The sequence below is a fragment of the Nonomuraea sp. NPDC049655 genome, assembly GCF_044465465.1.
Classification (GTDB): domain Bacteria; phylum Actinomycetota; class Actinomycetes; order Streptosporangiales; family Streptosporangiaceae; genus Nonomuraea.
In genome coordinates, this window is the sequence record NZ_JBITLS010000005.1 from 231,170 (window position 1) to 253,059 (window position 21,890).

21 protein-coding genes and 1 riboswitch are annotated in these 21,890 nt (G+C 71.6%); of the genes, 18 read left to right on the plus strand and 3 right to left on the minus strand.

The annotated features are described in order from the left end of the window. The first annotated feature begins 540 nt into the window (after positions 1 to 540). From ACIBQ6_RS18100 to ACIBQ6_RS18170, 15 genes are all read left to right on the plus strand, one after another. Entirely contained in the window at positions 541 to 1,518 is a 978-nt protein-coding gene (locus tag ACIBQ6_RS18100) for an ABC transporter permease (RefSeq protein WP_358293989.1), read from the plus strand. Next, positions 1,519 to 2,358 carry an ABC transporter permease gene (locus tag ACIBQ6_RS18105; protein WP_358293987.1) on the plus strand — a complete coding sequence of 280 codons (840 nt, stop codon included), beginning with the start codon at positions 1,519 to 1,521 and terminating at the stop codon, positions 2,356 to 2,358. Then, positions 2,355 to 4,424, plus strand: a complete 2,070-nt coding sequence (locus ACIBQ6_RS18110; protein WP_358293985.1) for an ABC transporter ATP-binding protein — start codon at positions 2,355 to 2,357, stop codon at positions 4,422 to 4,424. The genes ACIBQ6_RS18105 and ACIBQ6_RS18110 overlap by 4 nt, the downstream gene beginning before the upstream one ends. Beyond that, a complete protein-coding gene (locus tag ACIBQ6_RS18115) occupies positions 4,421 to 6,130 on the plus strand; it encodes an ABC transporter family substrate-binding protein (RefSeq protein WP_358293984.1) in 1,710 nt (569 codons plus the stop codon). The genes ACIBQ6_RS18110 and ACIBQ6_RS18115 overlap by 4 nt, the downstream gene beginning before the upstream one ends. A gap of 88 nt (positions 6,131 to 6,218) precedes the next feature. Next, complete coding sequence (locus tag ACIBQ6_RS18120) at positions 6,219 to 7,031, plus strand: oxygenase MpaB family protein (RefSeq protein ID WP_358293983.1); 813 nt, start codon at positions 6,219 to 6,221, stop codon at positions 7,029 to 7,031. 77 nt (positions 7,032 to 7,108) lie between these two features. Continuing rightward, positions 7,109 to 7,239, plus strand: a riboswitch (FMN riboswitch). Between the two features lie 105 nt (positions 7,240 to 7,344). Continuing rightward, positions 7,345 to 8,517, plus strand: a complete 1,173-nt coding sequence (gene ribD / locus ACIBQ6_RS18125) for a bifunctional diaminohydroxyphosphoribosylaminopyrimidine deaminase/5-amino-6-(5-phosphoribosylamino)uracil reductase RibD (protein WP_397213072.1) — start codon at positions 7,345 to 7,347, stop codon at positions 8,515 to 8,517. Next, positions 8,517 to 9,119 (plus strand): riboflavin synthase, encoded by a 603-nt coding sequence (locus ACIBQ6_RS18130; RefSeq protein ID WP_358293980.1) that lies wholly within the window; start codon positions 8,517 to 8,519, stop codon positions 9,117 to 9,119. Before ribD ends, ACIBQ6_RS18130 begins: the two co-directional genes overlap by 1 nt. After that, positions 9,116 to 9,763, plus strand: a complete 648-nt coding sequence (locus tag ACIBQ6_RS18135) for a nicotinamide mononucleotide transporter family protein (protein ID WP_358293978.1) — start codon at positions 9,116 to 9,118, stop codon at positions 9,761 to 9,763. Before ACIBQ6_RS18130 ends, ACIBQ6_RS18135 begins: the two co-directional genes overlap by 4 nt. After that, positions 9,760 to 11,001 carry a bifunctional 3,4-dihydroxy-2-butanone-4-phosphate synthase/GTP cyclohydrolase II gene (locus tag ACIBQ6_RS18140; RefSeq protein WP_397213074.1) on the plus strand — a complete coding sequence of 414 codons (1,242 nt, stop codon included), beginning with the start codon at positions 9,760 to 9,762 and terminating at the stop codon, positions 10,999 to 11,001. The genes ACIBQ6_RS18135 and ACIBQ6_RS18140 overlap by 4 nt, the downstream gene beginning before the upstream one ends. Then, a complete protein-coding gene (ribH, locus tag ACIBQ6_RS18145) occupies positions 10,998 to 11,465 on the plus strand; it encodes a 6,7-dimethyl-8-ribityllumazine synthase (protein WP_397213076.1) in 468 nt (155 codons plus the stop codon). The genes ACIBQ6_RS18140 and ribH overlap by 4 nt, the downstream gene beginning before the upstream one ends. A 19-nt stretch (positions 11,466 to 11,484) precedes the next feature. After that, a complete protein-coding gene (locus ACIBQ6_RS18150) occupies positions 11,485 to 11,943 on the plus strand; it encodes a PH domain-containing protein (protein WP_397213078.1) in 459 nt (152 codons plus the stop codon). Between the two features lie 101 nt (positions 11,944 to 12,044). Then, positions 12,045 to 12,911, plus strand: coding sequence for a MoxR family ATPase (locus ACIBQ6_RS18155; RefSeq protein ID WP_358293973.1), 867 nt, complete (start codon positions 12,045 to 12,047; stop codon positions 12,909 to 12,911). Beyond that, positions 12,904 to 13,977, plus strand: a complete 1,074-nt coding sequence (locus tag ACIBQ6_RS18160; RefSeq protein ID WP_358293971.1) for a VWA domain-containing protein — start codon at positions 12,904 to 12,906, stop codon at positions 13,975 to 13,977. The genes ACIBQ6_RS18155 and ACIBQ6_RS18160 overlap by 8 nt, the downstream gene beginning before the upstream one ends. Further along, the gene (locus ACIBQ6_RS18165) at positions 13,970 to 15,061 is read left to right on the plus strand and encodes an XdhC/CoxI family protein (protein WP_358293969.1); all 1,092 of its coding nucleotides are present in this window, start codon (positions 13,970 to 13,972) and stop codon (positions 15,059 to 15,061) included. The genes ACIBQ6_RS18160 and ACIBQ6_RS18165 overlap by 8 nt, the downstream gene beginning before the upstream one ends. Then, a complete protein-coding gene (locus ACIBQ6_RS18170; RefSeq protein ID WP_352353663.1) occupies positions 15,061 to 15,612 on the plus strand; it encodes a nucleotidyltransferase family protein in 552 nt (183 codons plus the stop codon). The genes ACIBQ6_RS18165 and ACIBQ6_RS18170 overlap by 1 nt, the downstream gene beginning before the upstream one ends. Before the next feature lie 29 nt (positions 15,613 to 15,641). On the opposite strand, the gene ACIBQ6_RS18175 is transcribed toward ACIBQ6_RS18170, so the two are convergent. Beyond that, positions 15,642 to 16,529 carry an endonuclease/exonuclease/phosphatase family protein gene (locus ACIBQ6_RS18175; RefSeq protein WP_358293968.1) on the minus strand — a complete coding sequence of 296 codons (888 nt, stop codon included), beginning with the start codon at positions 16,527 to 16,529 and terminating at the stop codon, positions 15,642 to 15,644. Between the two features lie 93 nt (positions 16,530 to 16,622). Here ACIBQ6_RS18175 and ACIBQ6_RS18180 point away from each other — a divergent pair, with 93 nt between their 5' ends. Together ACIBQ6_RS18180 and ACIBQ6_RS18185 are read left to right on the plus strand one after the other, a co-directional pair. Continuing rightward, a complete protein-coding gene (locus ACIBQ6_RS18180; RefSeq protein ID WP_358293966.1) occupies positions 16,623 to 17,663 on the plus strand; it encodes an LLM class F420-dependent oxidoreductase in 1,041 nt (346 codons plus the stop codon). 252 nt (positions 17,664 to 17,915) lie between these two features. Then, positions 17,916 to 19,217, plus strand: a complete 1,302-nt coding sequence (locus tag ACIBQ6_RS18185) for a dicarboxylate/amino acid:cation symporter (RefSeq protein WP_352353158.1) — start codon at positions 17,916 to 17,918, stop codon at positions 19,215 to 19,217. A 43-nt stretch (positions 19,218 to 19,260) separates the two neighbouring features. Here the strand turns inward: ACIBQ6_RS18185 and ACIBQ6_RS18190 are convergent, their stop codons facing one another. Further along, complete coding sequence (locus ACIBQ6_RS18190) at positions 19,261 to 19,470, minus strand: helix-turn-helix transcriptional regulator (RefSeq protein WP_352331315.1); 210 nt, start codon at positions 19,468 to 19,470, stop codon at positions 19,261 to 19,263. Beyond that, the gene (locus tag ACIBQ6_RS18195; protein WP_397213082.1) at positions 19,470 to 20,069 is read right to left on the minus strand and encodes a DUF2975 domain-containing protein; all 600 of its coding nucleotides are present in this window, start codon (positions 20,067 to 20,069) and stop codon (positions 19,470 to 19,472) included. The genes ACIBQ6_RS18190 and ACIBQ6_RS18195 overlap by 1 nt, the downstream gene beginning before the upstream one ends. 158 nt (positions 20,070 to 20,227) lie before the next feature. Here ACIBQ6_RS18195 and ACIBQ6_RS18200 point away from each other — a divergent pair, with 158 nt between their 5' ends. After that, positions 20,228 to 21,823, plus strand: coding sequence for a protein kinase (locus ACIBQ6_RS18200; protein WP_397213084.1), 1,596 nt, complete (start codon positions 20,228 to 20,230; stop codon positions 21,821 to 21,823). Positions 21,824 to 21,890: the final 67 nt, after the last annotated feature.

The window sequence follows — 21,890 nt, forward strand, 5'->3', positions numbered from 1 at the left end:
ACGGGGGCCGCTGAGGGCGGGGGGCGGGGCCGGTCTTGTGCGGAGGGGGACGGAAGCCGCAGTGGTGAGCGGAGCGTGAGCGTGGGGGGATCGTCCCGGGGACGCCTTCGGGGCGGGCGGCAGCGTGCCCTCGGACCGACCCACCTCGGCCACCCGCCTGAGATCAAAAGCCGCGACATCGCGAAATATCAATCCCCAGCCTATTGATCAGTATGACGTGCGTCACTTCGGGATTGGGTTATTTTTTGTCAGGATTCTGTGACACACGCCGATCCGATAGCGCGCGTTACCGATCTTGATAGGGCGCGTTTCCCCAGGTCAACCCCCCTGTGGGGCGATGATCGACGACGAGCCGCCACCGCGCTTAGTGACCCTACCGTTATGTCGAACTATTGCTGACTGTGATGTTTGGCTAGATATCCTGCGTTTTGATCGCCGTTCCGCGTCATGACTTTTCGCGGCGTAAGACGGTCTTTTTCCATTGCGGGGGTCTTCTCCTACCGGGGTTTCCGGGCCCTCGTTCAGTGCGAACGGAGGGTAATGGGCAAGTACCTGCTCCGCAGGTTGGCGATCAATCTGATCTTGGTCGCGATCGCGGCCAGCTTGGCTTACATGCTCGCCGCGACGACCATGAACCCCCGCGGCGCGTATGAAGGCCGCCAGCCTCCCGTCGCCGAGGAAGTCATCGACGCCACCCTCGACAGCTACAACCTCAACGACAAGACGCCCGTCCTGGAGCGCTACGCGACCTGGGCCAAGGGCGTCGTCACGGGGGACTTCGGCAAGACCTGGAACGGCGGTTCGGTCAACGACGAGATGGGCCGGCGGATCTTCGTCAGCCTCCGGCTGCTGCTGGTGGGCACGATCCTCGGGTTCGTCTTCGGAGTGGCGCTCGGCGCCCTGTCGGCGATCAAGCAATACCGGGTGACCGACCGGGTGATCGGCGTCGGCTCGTTCGTGATCATGGCGATTCCGGTGTTCGTGCTGGCCACGCTGCTGGCGATCAGCGCCTACAACCTCAACCGCGGGCTCGGCTTCACGCTGATCGAGTTCACCGGCGAGTACAACCCCAAGCTGTCCGGCTGGGACCAGTTCACCAACCGGCTGAACCACCTGATCCTGCCGACCATCTCGCTCAGCCTGGGCTCGATCGCCTTCTACAGCCGCATCCAGCGCAACATGATGCTGGACGTGCTCGGCCAGGACTTCGTCCGCACCGCGATGGCCAAGGGCCTGCGGCGCAGGACCGCCCTGATCAAGCACGCGTTGCGCACCGCGCTGATCCCCGCGGCCACGTACTTCGCCTTCGCCTTCGGCACGATGCTCACCGGCGCCACCTTCACCGAGAAGATCTTCGCCTGGAACGGCATGGGCGCCTGGCTGGTCGACTCGATCAACCAGAACGACGTGAACTCGGTGGCCGCGGTCAGCATGTTCGCCTCCGTCTGCGTCCTGTTCGCCGGCTTCCTGTCGGACCTGCTGGTGGCGGCCCTCGACCCTCGAGTGCGGGTGAGCTAAGTGCGTTCCAAGGTTGTTCTCGGGCGGATGCTGCGCAACCGGCAGGCCCGCTACGGCTTCATCGCCCTCGTGCTGCTGGTGGCGCTGGCCTACATCGGCCCCCTGTTCGGCGCCTACGACTGGACGGACAAGGACTTCCTCGCCTTCCTGTCGGCGCCGTCGTCCGACCACTGGTGGGGCACCACCACGATCGGCCAGGACATGTACGCCGTCACCCTGCGCGGCATGCAGAAGTCGATCATCATCGGCCTCCTCGTGGCGCTCATCTCGACCGGCCTGGCCGCCATCGTCGGCGCCTTCGCCGGGTACTTCGGCGGCTGGGTGGACCGCGTCCTGATGTGGGGCGTGGACCTGCTCCTCGTCCTGCCCAGCTTCCTGATCATCGCGATCGCCTCGCCGCGCCTGCGCGGCGCCTCCTGGCTCTGGTTCGTGGTCCTGCTGGCGGCGTTCGCCTGGATGATCACCTCCAGGGTGGTGCGCAGCATGACGCTCTCGCTCCGTGAGCGCGAGTACGTGCAGGCGGCCGTCTACATGGGCATCCCCCGCTGGAAGATCATTTTCCGGCACATCGTGCCGAACCTGTCCTCCTTGCTGATCATCGACGCCACCCTCAACGTGAGCGGCGCGGTCATCGGCGAGGCCGCGCTGTCCTTCTTCGGCTTCGGCATCCAGCCGCCCGACGTCTCGCTCGGCACGCTGATCGCCGAGGGCTCCCGCAACGCCACCGGCTATCCCTGGCTGTTCGCCTTCCCCGCCGGGCTCCTGGTGCTGCTGGTCCTGAGCATCAACCTCATCGGAGACGGCCTGCGCGACGCACTCGACCCGGGGAGCAACTCATGAGCATCCTGGAGGTTCAAGACCTCACCGTGACGTTCCCCGGCGGCATCGAGGCCGTGCGCGGCGTCAGCTACGAGGTCGCCCGCGGCGAGGTCCTGGGCATCGTGGGCGAGTCCGGTTCGGGCAAGTCCGTCACGTCCCTGGCGATCATGGGCCTGCTGCCGCGCGCCGCCCAGATCAGCGGCTCGGTCAAGCTCCACGGCCAGGAGCTGATCGGGATGAAGGAAGACGACCTGGTCAAGGTCCGCGGCAAGTCGATGAGCATGATCTTCCAGGATCCGCTGTCGGCCTTCACGCCCGTCTACACGATCGGCGACCAGATCTCCGAGGCGCTGCGCGTCCACCAGAAGCTGGGCAAGGACAAGGCCGCCAAGCGCGCCGTCGAACTGCTCGACCTGGTCGGCATCCCGCACCCGGACGTGCGGGCCAAGGCGTTCCCGCACGAGTTCTCCGGCGGCATGCGCCAGCGCGCGATGATCGCGATGGCCATCGCCAACGACCCCGACCTGCTGATCTGCGACGAGCCGACCACCGCGCTCGACGTGACCATCCAGGCCCAGGTGCTGGAGGTGCTCAAGACCGCCCAGCGCGAGACGGGCGCCGGCATCGTCATGATCACGCACGACCTGGGCGTCGTCGCGGGCATGGCCGACCGGGTGCTGGTCATGTACGCCGGCAAGCCGGTCGAGCAGGGCAACGTCGACGACATCTACTACCGGCCGCGGATGCCGTACACGATGGGACTGCTCGCCTCGATCCCCAGGATCGACGGCGAGGAGGGGCCGCTGGTGCCGATCGAGGGCAACCCGCCCTCCCCGGCGGCGCTGCCGCCGGGCTGCCCGTTCGCGCCGCGCTGCCCGATGAAGATCGACTCGTGCGACGACGAGGAGCCCCCGCTCACCGACGTCGGCGGCGGCAGGCACGTCGCCTGCATCCGCTCCCGCGAGATCGAGTACAAGGGCCTGACCGGCACGGACGTGTTCCCGGTCCCGGTCATCCCGGTCAGCGAGGTGGTCCGCGTGCCGCGCGAGCAGCGCGCGACCGTGCTGGAGCTGGACAACCTCATCCGGCACTACCCGCTGATGAAGGGCGCGGTGTTCAAGCGCCGCGTCGGCACCGTGCACGCCGTGGACGGCATCAGCTTCGACATCGCCGAGGGCGAGACGCTGGCCCTGGTCGGCGAGTCGGGCTGCGGCAAGACCACGACCCTGCAGCAGATCATGCAGCTCGCCCCGCCGCAGAGCGGCCGGATCGTCGTGCTCGGCCAGGACAGCGCCAAGCTCGGCCCGTCCGGGCGCAAGGCGCTCAGGGGCGACCTGCAGATCGTCTTCCAGGACCCGATGGCGGCGCTCGACCCGCGCATGCCGGTCGGCGACATCATCGCCGAGCCGCTGCGCGCCCACGGGCGCAAGAACGTCAAGCAGCGGGTCGCCGAGCTGCTCGAACTGGTGGGGCTGGCGCCCGAGTACGCCGAGCGCTACCCGCAGAGCTTCTCCGGCGGCCAGCGCCAGCGCATCGGCATCGCCCGCGCCCTGGCCCTGGAGCCCAAGCTGCTCGTCCTGGACGAGCCGGTCTCGGCATTGGACGTGTCCATCCAGGCCGGCGTGATCAACCTGCTGGACGAGCTGAAGAACACCCTGGGGCTGTCGTACCTGTTCGTGGCGCACGACCTGGCCGTGGTCCGGCATCTGGCCGACCGCGTCGCGGTCATGTACCTCGGCAGGATCGCCGAGATCGGCACGGTCGAGGAGGTCTACGACCGCCCCGCGCACCCCTACACGCAGGCGCTGCTGTCAGCGATCCCGCTGCCCGACCCCGAGATGGAGCGCACGCGCAAGCGGATCCTGCTCGAAGGCGACCTGCCCAGCCCGGCCGACCCGCCATCGGGTTGCCGGTTCCGCACGCGCTGCCCCAAGTTCGCCCTCCTCACCGAGGCCGAACGCCGGCGCTGCGTGGACGAAGAGCCCTCGGTTGCCCGGCTCGCGACCGCCGTGGACCACGGCGCCGCCTGCCACTACGCGGAGGAAGTCGAGGTCATCACGGCCTCGGACGATCAGGAGGAAAAGTGAAGGTTCGTTACCGGGCGGCGGCGGGAATCGCCGTCCTCGCCATGGCCGCGGCGGCTTGTGGCGGTGGTGGCGGCGAGGCCAAGAAGCCGAGCGCCGAGCAGTCGCAGCAGGCTCAGCAGCAGATGTCGCAGACCCCTGGCATCGCGATCAACCCCGTCCCGTACGAGCAGGTCAAGGACGGCGGCACGCTCACCCTCTCGGTCGGCCAGTGGCCGAGCCAGTGGAACGGCAACCACATCGACGGCAACCAGCGCGACACGGCGGACATGCTGGACTCGCTGATGCCGCAGCTGATGATCGCCGACTCCGAGGCCAACTTCAAGGCGAACCCCGACTACCTCACCGACGTCAAGATGGACCTGTCGTCGGGCAAGCAGGTCGTCACCTACACGCTGAACGAGAAGGCCCAGTGGTCGGACGGCACGCCGATCACCTGGAAGGACCTCGAGGCGGCGTGGAAGGCCAACAGCGGCAAGGACAAGAAGTTCAAGCCGGCCTCCACCGACGGCTGGGACCGCATCGAGTCGGTCACCAAGGGTGACAGCGACAAGGTCGCCGTCGTGACGTACGGCAAGAACTACCCCGAGTGGATGGGGCAGTTCTCGCGCTCGCCGCACCTGTACCCGGCCTCCCACATGGAGACCCCGGAGAAGTACGAGAAGGACTACCTGCAGAAGATCCCGGTCACCGCCGGGCCCTTCAAGGTCGAGAGCATCAACGAGGGCACCAAGACCCTGACCGTGGTGCGCGACGACAAGTGGTGGGGCCGCAAGGCCAAGCTCGACAAGGTCATCTTCCGTACCATCGAGACGCCCGCCGCGCAGGTCAACGCCTTCGCCAACGGTGAGCTCGACGCGGTGGAGATCCCGCCGGGCAGCCCGGCGGACCTCAAGCGGGCCAAGGAGGTCCCGAACGTCGACGTCCGCAAGGCGCTCAGCCCGAACTGGCGGCACATCACCGTCAACAACCAGAGCGAGTTCCTGAAGGACAAGTCGGTCCGCCAGGCCGTCGCGTACGCGATCAACCGTGACGTGATCACGCAGTCCGACCTCAAGGACATGGACTGGCCGCTGCAGACGCTGGGCAACCACGTCTTCATGAACAACCACAAGGCGTACGCCGACAACTCCGGCGAGCTGGGCAAGTACAACCTGCCCAAGGCCAAGGAACTGCTCGACGCGGCCGGCTGGAAGCAGGAGGGCGACGTCCGCAAGAAGGACGGCAAGGAGTTCTCGCTGAACTTCGTCGTCCCGGCGGGCCTGCCGTACGCCAAGACCGAGGGCGAGCTCACCCAGGCCATGCTCAAGGAGGCCGGGATCAAGCTGACGATCCGCCCGGTCCCCGATGACAAGTTCTTCACCGACTACATCATCAAGGGCGACTTCGACCTGGTGCCGTTCTCCTGGATCGGCACGCCGCTGCCGCTCGGCGGCCTGCCGCAGATCTACAAGACCGGCTCCGAGTCGAACTTCCCCAAGGGCAGCGACCCGGCGCTGGACGCCGCGATCGACGCCGCGGTCAGCGAGATGGACCCGACCAAGGCCTACGAGCTGGCCAACGCGGCCGACAAGCTGATCTGGGACCAGGTGCACACCATCCCGCTGTACCAGCGTCCTGACATTCAGGCCACCAAGAAGACGCTGGCCAACTACGGCGCCTTCGGCTACCAGGCCGCCGACTACACGGCGATCGGCTTCACCGGCTGATCTCCGTAGCCTCGACGAAAGCCCCCGGCCGGTTCCCGGCCGGGGGCTTTTGGCATGGTTTGTCGCCTCGCTGGGTAACTCTTCACTTATGGACGACGACTATGGGATCTTCGGCCCCGAGTCGGTGACCTGGCGGGTGATGGGGGAGCCGATCCAGCTCGTCGGCGGCTTCCGCGCGCTGCTGATGCAGGGGCTGCACCCCAGGGCGATGCGCGGCGTGCTGCAGAACTCGGCGCTGCTCGACCCGGCCGAGGCGTGGTCGCGCTTCCTGCGGACCAGCGAGTTCGTCCGGGTGCGCACGTACGGCACGCGCGCGGAGGTGGAACGGGCCGGCCGCCGGGTGCGCAAGATCCACGCCACGCTGACCGCCCGCGACCCCGACACCGGCGAGACCTATCACCTCGACGACCCCGAAGCGCTGCGCTGGGTGCACGTCGGCGAGGTCGACTCCTACCTGACGGTGGCCCGCCGCGCCGGCGTGCGGCTGTCCGACGCCGACGCCGACCGGTTCGTCGCCGAGTGGCGGCGCGCCGCCGAGGTCGTGGGCCTGGACGGGGACGACGTGCCGGGCTCGGTGGCCGAGCTGCGCGCCTACATCGACGGCCGGCGTCCGGGGCTGCGGCTGGTGCCGGAGGCGGCCCATCCGCTGCGGCTGTCGCTGCACACGCCGCTGCCCGGCGCGCTGTCCGCGCTGCGGCCCGCCGTGCCCGCGCTGACCGTGCTGGCCCTGGCCACGCTGCCGCGCTGGGCCCGCCGCCTGTACGGCCTGCCCGCCACGCCCGTCGGCGACCTGTGGGCCTCGGCCACGCTGCGCGCCCTGCACACCGGCATCGGACTGGTTCCCGAGCAGGTCCGCTACGCGCCCTCGGCCCGCCGGGCGCGCAAGCTGATGGCTGCCTGAGCGAGCGCTTGTTCAAATAGGACGGGGGCGGTCGCGCTTTCCGTAATCGGCATGGCAAACTGGTACAAGAAGAGAGCTAGCGTGCTCCGGGGTCGGTGAAAGTCCGAACCGGCGGTTACAGTCCGCGACCCGGCCGATGCCATCGGCCGGTTGACCTGGTGAAATTCCAGGACCGACGGTTAAAGTCCGGATGGGAGGAAGCGCGCGAGGTGTCCGGCGTCCCAGCCGGGCTCCTGACGTGGTGCCGTGCCGGCACCCGAAAACCCCCCGGGGCCCGCCGTGGCTTGAAGCTACTGGCGAGTAGGAGACCCGGGTGGACATCTCAGCCGCCGACGCCGCGCACATGGCGCGCGCCGTCGAGCTGGCCGCGCGCGGACACGGCGGCACCAGCCCCAACCCCGTCGTCGGCTGCGTCGTGCTGTCGGCCGCCGGGCAGGTCGTCGGCGAGGGCTTCCACGCCTACGCGGGCGGCCCGCACGCCGAGGTCGTGGCGCTGGCGCAGGCGGGCGAGCAGGCGCGGGGCGGCACGGCGTACGTGACGCTGGAGCCCTGCGACCACACCGGCCGCACCGGGCCGTGCAGCCGGGCGCTGCTGGCCGCGGGCGTGGCCCGCGTGGTCGTCGCCGTCGCCGACCCCAACCCGAAGGCCGCCGGCGGCGCGGCGCGGCTGCGCGCGGCCGGGGTGAGCGTGACGCAGGGCGTGCTGGCCGAGGCGGCCGAGCGGGTCAACGAGGAATGGCTCACCTACGCCCGGCTCGGCAGGCCGCACGTGACCTGGAAGTTCGCCGCGACCCTCGACGGCAGGTCGGCCGCCGCCGACGGCACCAGCCAGTGGATCACCTCGCCGCGGGCGCGGGCCGACGTGCACCGGCTGCGCGCCGCCTCCGACGCGATCGTGGCCGGGATCGGCACCGTGCTGGCCGACGACCCCCACCTCACCGTCCGCCTCCCGGAGAACGCCGGGGCGCAGGCGGGGGAGGGCGACGCGGGGGCGCTGCTGGCCGGCAGCCCGCCGCTGGCCGGCCGGCCCCTGGGCGCCCGCCCGCCGCTGCGGGTCGTCGTGGACACCGAGGGCAGGACGCCGCCCGCGGCCCGCGTCCTCGACGACGAGGCCCCCACGCTGGTCGCCGTCGCCGACGACGCCGTGACGGGGCTCAAGGCCGGCCTGCTGCGCCTGCCCCGGCACGCGGACGGCGGCCTCGACCTGCACGCCCTCCTGCGCGAGCTGGCCGCCCGCGAGGTGGTCGCCGTGTTCCTGGAAGGCGGCCCCACCCTCGCCGGCGCGTTCCTGCGGCAGGGCCTCATCGACCGCGTGTACGCCTACCTCGCCCCCGCCCTCCTCGGCGAGGGCAGGGCCGCGCTCGGCCCGGCGGGCGTCGCCACGATCAGCGGCGCCCACCGCCTCACCTTCGACGAGTTTTCCCCCATCGGGCCGGATCTGCGGCTGACCGCGCGGCCCGCTCCGCATCAAGGCAGGGAGAAGTGATGTTCACCGGAATCATCGAGGAGAAGGGCGAAGTCGTCGCCATCGAGCCGGCGGGCGGGCAGGCCGGCGGTGGCGCCCGGCTGTCCGTACGCGGCCCGCTCGTCACCTCCGACGCCGCCCACGGGGACTCGATCGCCGTCAACGGCGTCTGCCTGACGGTCGTCGAGGTCAAGGACGACGTGTTCACCGTCGACGTCATCAGGGAGTCGCTGGACCGCAGCTCGCTCGGCGGCCTCACCGCGGGCTCGGCGGTCAACCTCGAACGGTCCGTACGCGCCGACCAGCGCCTCGGCGGCCACATCGTCCAGGGCCACGTCGACGGCACCGCCCGCCTGCTGTCCCGCGCCCCCGGCGAGAACTGGGACGACCTGCGCTTCTCCCTGCCCGGCCCGCTCAGCCGGTACGTGGCCGAGAAGGGCTCGATCGCCATCGACGGAATCAGCCTGACCGTCACGACGGTTGACGACGACAGCTTCGGCGTGAGCCTCATCCCGACCACGCTGAAGCTGACCACCATGGGCGACCGCCAGGTGGGCGACGTGGTGAACCTTGAGGTCGACGTGATCGCCAAGTATGTGGAGAGGCTGGTGGGCACCCGATGAGCTGGGTGGACGCATCGATTGACATCTTCGGTCTGCCGGTGAAGTGGACCGACCTGGTGGGCAACGTGTTCGCCCTCGCCACCGTGGCGTTCGCGATGCGCAAGTCCATGTGGACCTGGCCGGTCCAGTTCACCGGCTCGGTGCTGCTGTTCCTCGCCTCGATCAGCGCGCACGTCACCGGCAACGCGCTCAAGCAGGCCCTGTTCGCCGTGCTGGCCGTCTACGGGTGGTGGAAGTGGCGGCAGGGCACCCAGGAGCACGCCCTGTCCGTCCGGCCCGCCACGGGCGGCGAGCGGTGGCGGATGCTGGCGGCGCTCGCCGTGGGCACCGCGGTGGTGACCGTCCTGTTCAAGACGTTCGACCTGTCGTGGTACCCGGGCGCGCCGGTGTCCGTCGTGGCCTCCGACGCCTACATCTTCGTCGGCGGCGCGGTCGCCACCTGGGCGCAGGGCCGGGCGCTGGTCGACTTCTGGATCATCTGGGTGCTGGTCGACCTGGTGGGCGTGCCGGTCGCGTTCAACTCCGGCCTCTACGTCTCCGGCGCCGTCTACGGCGTGTTCTTCGTCATGGTCCTCACGGGCTTCGCCAAGTGGCTGCGCGAGTACCGCGCCGCCGCCCGTCCGGAAGTGGTGGCAGCGGCATGAACGAGTTCAAGCTCGACCCGATCGAGCGGGCCATCGAGGACATCCGCAACGGCCGTCCCGTCGTGGTCGTGGACGACGAGAACCGCGAGAACGAGGGCGACCTGATCTTCGCCGCCCAGAAGGCCACGCCGGAGCTGTGCACGTTCCTGATCCGGCACACCAGCGGCATGATCTGCGTGGCCATGGACGGCAAGGAGCTCGACCGGCTCGGGCTGCCGCTCATGGTGTCCCAGAACCGCGAGCGCATGCGCACGGCGTACACGATCACCGTCGACGCCCGTGACGGCGTCACCACCGGCATCTCCGCCGCCGACCGCGCCAGGACCATCCGCACCCTCGCCGACTCGGCCACCGAGCCCAACGAGCTGGTCCGGCCCGGCCACATCTTCCCGCTGCGCTACCGCGAGGGCGGCGTGCTGGCCCGGCGCGGCCACACCGAGGCGGCCGTCGACCTGGCCAGGCTCGCCGGGCTGTCGGCCGCCGGGGCGCTGGCCGAGGTGGTCAACGACGACGGCACCATGGCCCGGCTGCCCCAGCTGCGCCGCTTCGCCGACGAGCACGACCTGGCGCTGGTCTCCATCGAGCAGCTCGTCGACCACCGCCGCCGCGCCGAGAGCATGGTCACCAGGGTCGCCGAGACCCGGCTGCCCAACGCGTACGGCATGTGGCGGGCCTACGGCTACTCCAGCGCCCTCGACGGCGGCGAGCACGTCGCGCTCGTCTACGGAGACCTCGGCGGCGGCGAGAACATCCTGGTCAGGGCCCATTCCGAGTGCCTGACCGGGGACGTGTTCGGCTCGCTGCGCTGCGACTGCGGCGTGCAGCTCGACCACGCCATGGGCGCCATCGCGCAGGAGGGCCGCGGCGTCGTCGTCTACCTGCGCGGCCACGAGGGCCGGGGCATCGGCCTGCTGGCCAAGCTCCGGGCCTACAGCCTCCAGGACAACGGCAGCGACACCGTCGACGCCAACGTCGAGCTGGGGCTGCCGGTGGACGCCCGCGAGTTCTCCAACGCCGGGCAGATCCTGGCCGACCTCGGCGTGCGCTCGGTGCGGCTGCTCACCAACAACCCGGCCAAGCTCAAGGGCATGGACGGCTACGGCATCAAGGTGCTCGGCCGCGAGCCCATGCCCGTGGCCCTGAACCCGCACAACGAGCGGTACCTGGAGGCCAAGCGCGACCGGCTCGGCCACGACATCTCCTCCAGCGTCCCGCACGAGATCTCGGAGGCGTCATGAGTGGAGAAGGCCGTCCCGGAGCGGCCGTGGTGGACGCGGCGGGCCTGGTCGTGGGCGTGGTGGCGGCGAGCTGGCACGCCAAGATCACCGACCAGCTCGTGGCGCGGGCCGTGCAGGCGTGCGACGACAGCGGCGCCACCGCGACCGTGGTCCGCGTGCCCGGCTCGCTGGAGATCCCCGTCGTGGCCCAGGCCCTGGCCCGGCGTTGTGACGCGGTGGTCGCACTCGGCGCGGTCATCAAGGGCGAGACCGCCCATTTCGACTACGTCTGCGACTCGGTCACCAGCGGTCTGACCCGCGTCTCGCTCGACGAGGAGACGCCCGTCGGCAACGGCGTCCTCACCTGCGAGACGATGGACCAGGCGCTCGACCGCTCCGGGCTGCCCGGCAGCAAGGAGGACAAGGGTTACGAGTCGGCCCTGGCCGCCCTGGAGACCGCCCTCCTCCTGAGGGACCTCCACTGACCTGCGGTAGGTTTCCCTCGTGCCCGAGCCCGTGACCCCGCCGCCCCTGCCCGTGACCTGGCGTCCCAGCCGGGGCCGGATCGTGCCCTACGCCTTCGCCCTGGTGGTGGTGGCGGGGGCGGTCCTCATGGCGATCTTCATCGCCGACCCGTTCAAGCTGCCCGACCGGGTGGCGATCGTGGGCTTCGGCCTGGCGGTGGCGTACGTGCTCCACCTGCTGGGCCGGGTCCGGGTGGAGGCCGACGAGCAGGGCCTGACCGTCGTCAACGCCCTGCGCATCCACCGCTACACCTGGCCCGAGGTCATCGACGTCACCCTGCTGGTGGGCGACCCGTGGCCGAAGATCGACTTCTCCGACGGCCGGACGATCGGCGCCATGGGCATCCAGGGCTCGGAGAAGGCCCGCGCCCGCCGGGCCACGGCCGAGCTGGCCGCGCTGATCCGCGAACGCGGCGAGGCGTCCGAGTCCGGCGACTGAAACGCGATGGCGACTGAAACGCGACGATGAGGGCGAGCCGATATCGCAGGGCCGGGGTCGCGACGTAGCCTGAAGGCGTGCTGCGGCGGACAATCAGGGCAATGGACATCGAGTCGCCGGACAAGCTCATCGAGCTGCTCGACCGGCACGACTACCTGGCCGACCGGGGGCTGGCCACGGCCGCCTTCCTGGCGCTGCGGATGGGTCGGCCGCTGTTCCTGGAGGGGGAGGCGGGCGTCGGCAAGACCGAGCTGGCCAAGACCCTCGCGACGCTGCTCAAGGCCCCGCTGATCCGGCTGCAGTGCTACGAGGGCCTCGACGCGTCCCAGGCCCTGTACGACTGGGACTTCGCCCGCCAGCTCCTCCACCTCAAGGCCGCCGAGGCCGCCGGGATCACCGACGCCGCCCGGCTGGAGGGGGAGATCTACGATCGCCGCTTCCTGATCGCCCGCCCCCTGCTGAAGGCCGTGGAGACCCAGCCGAGCGTGCTGCTGGTGGACGAGATCGACCGGGCCGACGACGAGTTCGAGGCGTTCCTGCTCGAAGTGCTCTCCGACTTCACCGTCTCCATCCCCGAGCTGGGCACGATCAGGGCCGCGACGCCGCCGGTCGTCGTGGTGACCTCCAACCGCACCCGCGAGGTGCACGACGCGCTCAAGCGGCGCTGCCTCTACCACTGGCTGGAGCACCCGAGCTTCGACCGCGAGGTCGCGATCCTGCTGCGCCGCCTGCCCGGCTGCACCGAGGAGCTGGCCCTGCAGGTGGCGCGGGCAGCCGAGCGGCTGCGCCGGGCCGACCTGGTCAAGCCGCCGGGCGTGGCCGAGACCCTCGACTGGACCGAGGCGCTGCTGACGCTCGGGGCCAGGGAGCTCGACCCCGACCTGGCCGCGGCCACCCTGGGCGCCGCGCTGAAGTACCGCGAGGACGTCGCCGCCGTCCTGGGCGACGGGCTGCTGTCCGGTGGATGAGCTGGTCCGGACCGTGACGGGCTTCGTCAGGACGTTGCGCGCGGCGGGCGTGGACGCCGACCACGAGCGGACGCGGAGCCTGCTGCAGGCCCTCGGCCACCTCGACGCCGGGGACCGGGAGGCGTTCTACTGGGCCGGCCGGCTCACCCTGTGCGCCACGCCCGACGACCTGCCCCGCTACGACCGCTGCTTCGCCGCCTACTTCGGCGGGCGGCGGGCGGCGGCGGCCCGTGCCGGGACGACCAGCGTCACCCGGCACCTGGCGGCCGGCGACGGCGAGGAGGCGGGCGCGGGCGAGGACGCCGCCGCCCCGGCCACGGCCAGCCGCGCCGAGGTGCTGCGGCACCGGGACGTCGCCCGGCTCACCGAGGCCGAACGCGCCGAGGTGCACCGCATGCTGGCCCTGCTCGGCCGCGGCCGGGCCGCGCGCCGCTCCCGCCGTTTCGAGCGGGCCCACCGCGGCAGGCTGGACCAGCGCCGCACCGTGCGCGAGGCGCTGCGCAACGGCGAGGTGGCCCGGCTCCGCCGCCGCCGGCACACGACCAGGCCCCGCCAGGTGGTGCTGTTCGTGGACGTCAGCGGGTCGATGGCCCCCTACGCCGAGACCCTGCTGCGCTTCGCCCACGCGCTGGTCAGGAGCGAGCCGCGGGCCACGAGGGTCTACTCGGTCGGCACCCGGCTCACCGAGGTCACCGCCGAGCTGCGCCACCGCGACCCCGGCACGGCGCTGAACGCGGCGTCCGCGGCCATCCCCGACTGGAGCGGCGGGACCCGGCTCGGAGAGGAGTTCAAGGAGTACCTGACCCGGCACAGCGCCCGGGGGGCGATCGTGGTCATCGCCTCCGACGGCTGGGAACGCGGCGACCCCGCGCTCCTGGGCGCCCAGCTCGCCAGGCTGGCCCGGCAGGCGTACCGGCTCATCTGGGTCAATCCGCACAAGGGACATGAGGATTACCAGCCGCTGACCGGAGGCATGCGGGCCGCCCTGCCGCATCTGGACGATCTGGTGGCCGGGCACAGCCTGGCCGCCTACGAGGAACTCAGCGAAAGGCTCGCCCATGCGTGACGTGCTCCCGGAGATCATGCGGTGGTGGAGGTCGGGGCTCAGGTTCGGGCTGGCGACCGTGGTGAGCACGTTCAGCAGCGCGCCACGCCCGCCGGGCGCGGCGATGGCGGTGCGCGGCGACGAGGTGGTGGGCAGCGTCTCGGGCGGGTGCGTCGAGGGGGCGGTCTTCGAGCTGGCCTCCGAGGCCGACGCGCCCGTCCTGCAGCGGTACGGCGTCAGCGACGACGACGCCTTCGCCGTCGGGCTGACCTGCGGCGGCATCATCGACATCCTGGTCGAGCCGGTCTCCATCGAGACCTTCCCGGAGCTGGGCGAGATCTTCGCCTCGGTCGAGGCGCACCAGCCGGTCGCGGTCGCCACCATCGTCGCCGGCCCCGGCCCGATCGGCGCCCGCCGGATCGTCTGGCCCGGCCGCTCGTCGGGCACCCTGGGCCTCGACCGCCTCGACGAGGCCGTGGACGACGACGCCCGCGGCATGCTCGCCCAGGGCCTGACCGGCATCCGGCACTACGGCGGCCACGGCGAGCGGCGGCTGGACGACCTGTCGGTGTTCGTCCAGTCGTTCGCGCCGCCGCCGCGCATGCTGGTCTTCGGCGCGATCGACTTCGCCGCGGCCGTCGCCAAGGTGGGCAAGTTCCTCGGCTACCACGTCACCGTCTGCGACGCCCGGCCGGTCTTCGCCACCGCCAAGCGCTTCCCCGAGGCCGACGAGGTGGTGGTCAAGTGGCCGCACGACTACCTGGCCTCGGTGCGGGTGGACGAGCGCACGGTGATCTGCGTGCTGACCCACGACCCCAAGTTCGACGTGCCGCTGCTGGAGGTGGCGCTGCGGACCGAGGCGGGCTACATCGGGGCCATGGGCTCGCGCCGCACGCACGAGGACCGGCTGGCCCGCCTGCGCGAGTCGGGACTCACCGAGGCCGAGCTGGCCCGGCTGAGATCGCCCATCGGCCTCGATCTGGGCGCCCGCACGCCGGAGGAGACGGCCGTGTCGATCGCCGCCGAGCTGATCCAGCTCCGGTGGGGCGGCTCGGGCCGGCCGCTGTCGCAGACGGGCGGGCGCATCCACGGGGAGCCGGCGTGATCGCCGGGCTGCTGCTCGCCGCGGGGGAGGGCGCCCGGCTGGGCACGCCCAAGGCGCTCGTGGAGTTCGGCGGCGAACGGCTGGTCGACCGCGGGGTTCGGCTGCTGGCGGAGGGCGGCTGCCGTCCGGTGGTGGTCGTGCTGGGCGCGGCGACCGTGCAGGTGCGCGGGGCGGTCAGCGTGCGCAACCCGGACTGGCGCACCGGCATGGGCTCCTCGCTGCGGGCCGGGCTGGCCGCGCTGCCGCCGGAGGCGACGGCCGTGGTCGTCGCGCTGGTGGACCAGCCGCTCGTCCGGGCGGGCGCGGTGCGGGCGCTGGCCGCGTCGGGGGCCGGGCTGGCGGTGGCCACGTACGGCGGACGGCGGGCGAACCCGGTGCTGATCGCGCGCGAGCACTTCGCCGGGGTGGCGGAGCTGGCGGTGGGCGACGTGGGGGCGCGGGCGTTCATGAAGGCGCATCCCGGGCTGGTCACCGAGGTCGCCTGCGACGAGCACGGCGACCCCGCCGACATCGACACGCCGCAGGACCTGGAGCTGCTGGAGGGCCGCTAGAAACGCGTTTTGGAGCTGCTGGAGGGCCGCTAGAAGCGCAGGGAGGCGATCGCCGCGCGGTGGTCGCTGCCGGTCGCCGGGGCGACCCCCGCCTTGGTCGCCGTCATGCCCCTGAACAGGATGTGGTCGGGCCGGGTGATCGGGAACTCGGCCGGCCAGGTGAACCCGAACCCGTCGCCGGCCACGCTCTGGGCGTCGGTCAGCGGCGGGGTCAGGCCGCGCATGCCGCGGTCGGTGGTGGCGGTGTTGAGGTCGCCGAGCAGCAGGACGCGCTTGCTGGGGTCGCCGTCGACGAGCCGGCGGGCGTGCGCCAGGGAGGCGTCGCGGGAGGCGGTGTGGCCGGGCCTGGCCGAGGCCAGGTGCATGACGTAGACGGTGACCTTGCCCTTGGGCGTGCTCACCACCGCGCGCAGCGCCCGCGGCCAGCCCATGCCGACGTCGAGCGGGCTGGTCTCGCTGATCGGGTAGCGGCTCCACAGGCCGACCGTGCTGACCGGGTAGTGGTAGCGGAACATCTTGTTGAGCTGCTTGGCCGCGGGCCCGCCGGGGGTCAGCTCCTGGGCGGCCAGCAGGTCGAGCCCCTCGGCGATGGCCTTGACCGCCTCGCCGGAGGCGCTGTTGCGCACGCCGACGTTGACCGTGCCGACGGCCAGGTCGCTGGGGCCGCCGGGCGGCGCGGCCAGCAGTGTGGAGCCGAACATCGCCGCCCACACCAGGCCGGGCGCCAGCGCCGCGAGCGCGGCCGCCCTGGAGCGCGCCAGCAGCGCGAGGAGCAGCAGCAACGGCACCGCCACCCCCATCCAGGGGAGCAGGCTCTCCAGGACCGGCGTGAAGCCGCCGAGCGACGGGATCAGCGAATGACCCGCCAGGGCCAAGGCGACCACTGCGGAGGCGACGACGACGACCCGGCTCAGCACCCGAACCAGGCTAGTGCTTCGCCGCGCGACACGCCGACACGCTAACCTGTTGACGTCGCAACGGAACATCATTCGGTTCATCGGGAGCCCGGCATGCGCATCGGTATGGCACTCAACTACTCGGGCGGTTTCAAGGAGACGGTCGCCGAGCTGGCCGACTACGAGAAGGCGGGCCTCGACATCGTCTTCGTGGCCGAGGCGTACAGCTTCGACGCCGTCAGCCAGATGGGGTACATCGCGGCCAAGACCGAGCGGGTGCAGATCGCCTCGGGCATCCTGCCGATCTACTCCCGCACGCCGACGTTGCTGGCCATGACCGCCGCGGGCATGGACTTCGTCTCCGACGGGCGCTTCACGCTGGGCATCGGCACGTCGGGGCCGCAGGTCATCGAGGGCTTCCACGGGGTGCCGTACACCGCGCCGATCGGGCGTACCCGGGAGGTCATCGAGATCTGCCGCAAGGTGTGGCGGCGCGAGCGGCTGGAGCACGCGGGCCGCAACTACCAGGTGCCGCTGCCCGCCGGGGAGGGCACCGGCCTGGGCAAGCCGCTGAAGATCATCAACCACCCGGTGCGCCCGCGCATCCCGATCGTGGTCGCCGCCATCGGCCCCAAGAACGTGGAGATGACCGCCGAGCTGGCCGAGGGCTGGGAGCCGATCTTCTACTACCCGGAGAAGGCCGCCGACGTGTGGGGCCCCTCGCTGGCCGCCGGCCGGGCGAAGCGCGACCCCGAGCTGGGCGAGCTCGACGTGATCGCCCAGGCGGCGCTGGCCGTCGGCGACGACGTGACCGGGCTGCGCGAGTTCGGCCGGGCGATGGCCGCCCTGTACATCGGCGGCATGGGCGCCAAGGGCAAGAACTTCTACAACGACCTGGCCCGGCGCTACGGCTACGAGAAGGAGGCCGAGCAGATCCAGGACCTCTACCTGGAGGGCAAGAAGGACGAGGCCGCCGCGCTGGTGCCCGCCGAGCTGCTGGAGAACATGTCGCTGATCGGCAGCGAGGGCTTCGTCCGCGACCGGATCGCGGCGCTGAAGGAGTCGGGGGTGACGACGCTCAACGTCGCGCCGCTCGGCCGTACCCACGAGGAGCGCGTCCGCCTGCTGGAGAAGGTCAAGGAGCTGGCCGGCTGATCGGACGGGCTCCGGAAGGGGTGTGACGCACGTCACAATGCCGAGCGGGAATATGCCCCGTTTCGCATGGTGTTGTACGTCCTCGTGAGGTTCTCTGTGGTCATCGTGCGGCTCGTCGAGCGTCTGCACGTGGATCTGTGCCGTCTGCACGGATCCCTCTGTCGCTGATCGGCGCGTCCCCCAGACTCCCCCCTTCCTCACCCGCATGCCCCCCTTCGCCGTGGCATGCCTGACTTCCGGAGCCTTCCTCCCGTGAAGAGATTCACCTTCTCCCTTCAGCTGCTGCTCGGCCTGGCCGTCGGCGTCGCCCTGGGGTTCGTCGCCAAGATCTGGGACGTGGCCTGGCTGGCCGAGACGCTGACCCAGGTCGGCAAGATCTTCGTCCAGCTCCTCAAGCTCGCCGTGCCGCCGCTGGTGTTCACCGCCGTGCTGGTCAGCGTGGCCAACCTGCGCAACGTCAACGGCGCCGCCCGTCTGGCCTCCAAGACCCTGCTGTGGTTCCTGATCACCGCGTTCGTCTCGGTGGCCTTCGCGATCGCGCTCGGCCTGATCATCAACCCGGGCCAGGGCGTCACCCTGGACACCGGCGCGGCCAAGGCCATCGACACCGAGGGCGCCGGCACCTGGCTCGACTTCGTCACCGGCATCCTGCCCACCAACATCGTCACGGCCTTCACCGAGGTGAACGTCCTCCAGATCGTCTTCCTGGGTGTCGTCCTCGGCGCGGCGGCCCTGGCGGTGGGCGAGAAGGCCGAGCCGTTCCTCAACCTCAGCCGTTCGGTGCTCGAACTGGTGCAGAAGGCCCTGTGGTGGGTCATCCGCCTGGCCCCGATCGGCACCGCCGGCCTCATCGGCAAGGCCGTCTCCACGTACGGCTGGGACCTGCTGGCCCCGCTGGCCAAGTTCAGCGTCGGCGTGTACGTCGGCTGCTTCATCGTGCTGCTGGCCGTCTACCCGACGCTGCTCGCGGTGTGGGGCAAGGTCAACCCGATCACGTTCTTCCGCAACGCCTGGCCCGCCATCGAGCTGGCCTTCGTCTCCCGTTCCTCGGTCGGCACGCTGCCCCTGACCCAGCGCGTCACCGTCGAGCGCAACGGCGTGGACCGTGACTACGCCTCCTTCGCGGTGCCCTTCGGCGCCACCACCAAGATGGACGGCTGCGCCTCGGTCTACCCGGCGCTCGCCGCGATCTTCGTGGCCCAGGTGTTCGGCGTGCACCTCGGGGTGGGGGACTACCTGCTGATCGCGTTCGTCTCGGTCGTCGGCTCGGCCGCCACCGCCGGTCTGACCGGCGCGATCGTCATGCTGACGCTCACGCTGAGCACGCTGGGCCTGCCGCTCGAAGGCGTCGGCCTGCTGCTGGCGATCGACCCGATCCTCGACATGATCCGCACCGCGACCAACGTGGCCGGCCAGATGGTCGTCCCGGTCCTGGTGGCCCGCTCCGAGGGCCGTCTGGACGAGGCGGTCTTCAACGCGCCGCCGCAGCCGCTCGACGACGCCCCGGCGTCGGCCGCCCGCACGCCGCGCGCGCCGGAGCCCGCGACGGCCTGACCGGAATTCGACTGAGGGCGGGTGGCCGTACGGCCACCCGCCCTCAGTCGTAGGTGAGCAGATCGCCGGGCTGACAGCCCAGGGCCTCGCACAGCCGGGTCAGCGTGGAGAAGCGGATGGCCTTGGCGTGGCCGTTCTTGAGTATCGACAGGTTCACGACGGTGATCTCGACCTTGTGCGACAGTTCGGTGAGCGTCATGCCGCGCTGGGCGAGCAGTTCGTCCAGGCGTACCCGGATGGTGCCTGCGGGCATCAGATCGTGGCCTCGACCTCGTCGAGCAGGGCCACGCCGCGGCGGACGATCTCCGAGACCCCGAGCGCGCACAGGCCGGCCACGAGGCCCGCGAGCGGCACGCCCGGCGCCGGGACGAACGCCGGACCGGTCGTCAGCAGCATGCCGGACAGTATGGCCTGCGCCGCCGTGCCGAGCCCGGCCGACACGAGCGAACCGGCGATCAGGATCCAGCCCAGCCGCCGCAGGTGCCCGGCCGTCACCGCGGAGAACAGCGCCCGGTCGCCCGACCGCGCCCTGCGCAACGCGCGGACCACGGTGTAGAGCGCGAGCAGCCCGGTCGCCGTGGGCGGCGCCCACAGCAGGAGGTAGAGCAGCGCCGCCGCGGGCGAGGGCCCCACGGGGCGGAGGGTCACCTCGGCCGCGGCGCTGACGATCTCCACCCCCGGAACGGGGGTCACGGGCGGCGTCACGCCGGAGACGTGCAGCGGGACGCCGATGCCGTCGGCCGTGCCGAACACGGCGATCAGGACGGTGGCCCCCAGGGCGGTGAGCGCGCCGAGGCAGCCGAGGACGAGGCCGATGCTCAACAGGACCTCAAGCCGGTTGATCCACTTCATGGGCATAACGATAATCGTAAATAACGAAAGTCGTTATGTCGAGGGACGGCGGGCGCGGCGTGACGGGGGGCGCGAACCGTGGATCATGGGGCGGAGAGGGGCTGGAGGGCCCTATGGTGGGTCGGAAATAGCCCACTTTTCGAGTTTTTGGCGGGGATATGTCCGACGCTACGCCTTCGATGGTCGCCGACCGGTACCGGCTTGACGAGCTCATCGGCAGCGGTCCGATGGGTGAGGTGTGGCGGGCCTACGACACCCGCGCCGACTGGGTCGTGGCCGTGAAGATCCTGGGCGCGGGCGAGGCCGGCGCGGCCGGCGAGGCCGCCAGGGAGGCGCTGAAGCAGCACGCGCAGGCGGTGGCCAGGGTGATCCACCCCAATGTGGCCATGGTCCTCGACGTGGGCGACCAGGAGGGCGCCCCCTTCCTGGTGACCGAGTTCCTCACCGGGACCAGCGTGGGGGAGGACCTGGCGGCCGAGGGGCCCATGCCGATCGTCGAGGTGTGCGACCTGGTCGGCCAGGCGGCCGCCGGGCTGGACGCCGCGCACCGCGCCGGGGTGTTCCACGGGCAGATCGACTCCGGCAGCTTCCGGCGGGCGGCCAGCGGCGTGCTGAAGGTCGTCGGGTTCGGGCTGCCGGACGAGGAGCCGTCCCAGGCCGAGCGCCGCTACCTGGCCCCTGAGCGGGCCTCCGGCCGTCCCGCCACGGCCGCCGCCGACCTGTACGCCCTCGGCGCCGTCTGCTACGAGCTCCTCTGCGGCCGCCCGCCCGCCGCCCCCGACCTGCCGGTGACCGGCATGCGCGCCACCCCGCCGTCCCCACCCTCCGCCTCCGGCGCCGAGGCCCCCGGAGCTCCGGCCCCGGGAACCGAGGCCCCCGGGGGTGTCGGGCAGGGGGTCGTCCCGCCCAGCGCGATCCGGCCCGAGATCCCGGCCGAGCTGGACCGGCTCGTCCTCGCGATGCTCGCGCCCGACCCCGCCAGGCGGCCCTCGGGCGGCGAGCCCGTCCGCCGGGCCCTGGCCGCCATCGCCCGGCCCGGCGCGGCCCCGGGGGCGGCCCCGGGGGCGGCCCCGGCGGCCGCGAACCCCGCCGGCGCCCCGGCGGGCCGGCCGGGCGACACCGAGGTCTACGACTTCAACGGCGTCCCGCGGGCCGGTGACACCGCCGTCTACGAGTCCGCCGAGCTGGACCCGGCGCCGCCGCGTACCGGGAACAAGCTGCTGATCCAGATGGGGATCGCCGTCGCGGTCATCGCCGTGGTGGCCGTCGCCATGGTGATGTGGGCGGGCTCGCGCGAGGAGACCCCGGTGGCCGAGCCGAGCGCGAGCACGCCCCCCACGCCCGTCCTGACGCCGGACGTCGCGCCGCCCGCCCGCCCGACCTCCGAGCCGCCCCGCGCCAGCCCCACCGACCTCACCCCCGGCGACACCGCCACCAGCCTGGTCCAGACCGTCGGCCCCAAGGCGACCCTGGGCTCCGGGCAGACCCCGGCGGGCGGCTGGGACCACTGGCTGGTGAAGTTCGACGAGGCGGTGACGGCCCAGGAGGACATCGGCGACATCGATCCCCATGTCGCCGAGAAGGTCCACGACAAGCTCAGGAAGGCCGCCAAGAAGCTCCAGGACGGCCATTTCGAGCCCGCCCGCGGCCAGATCGCCGGCGTCTACCGGGACCTGCGCAACGCCCAGGTGAAGGGCGACGTCCCCCTGTCGGGCCCCCTCGCCTCCTTCCTGGACGACTTCGCCGTCTCCTGACCGTGACGGGGGGGCGGGAGGCCCGTGGTTTCCCCTCTCCTGGCCGGGTGGGGCAGGGGCCGGGGCG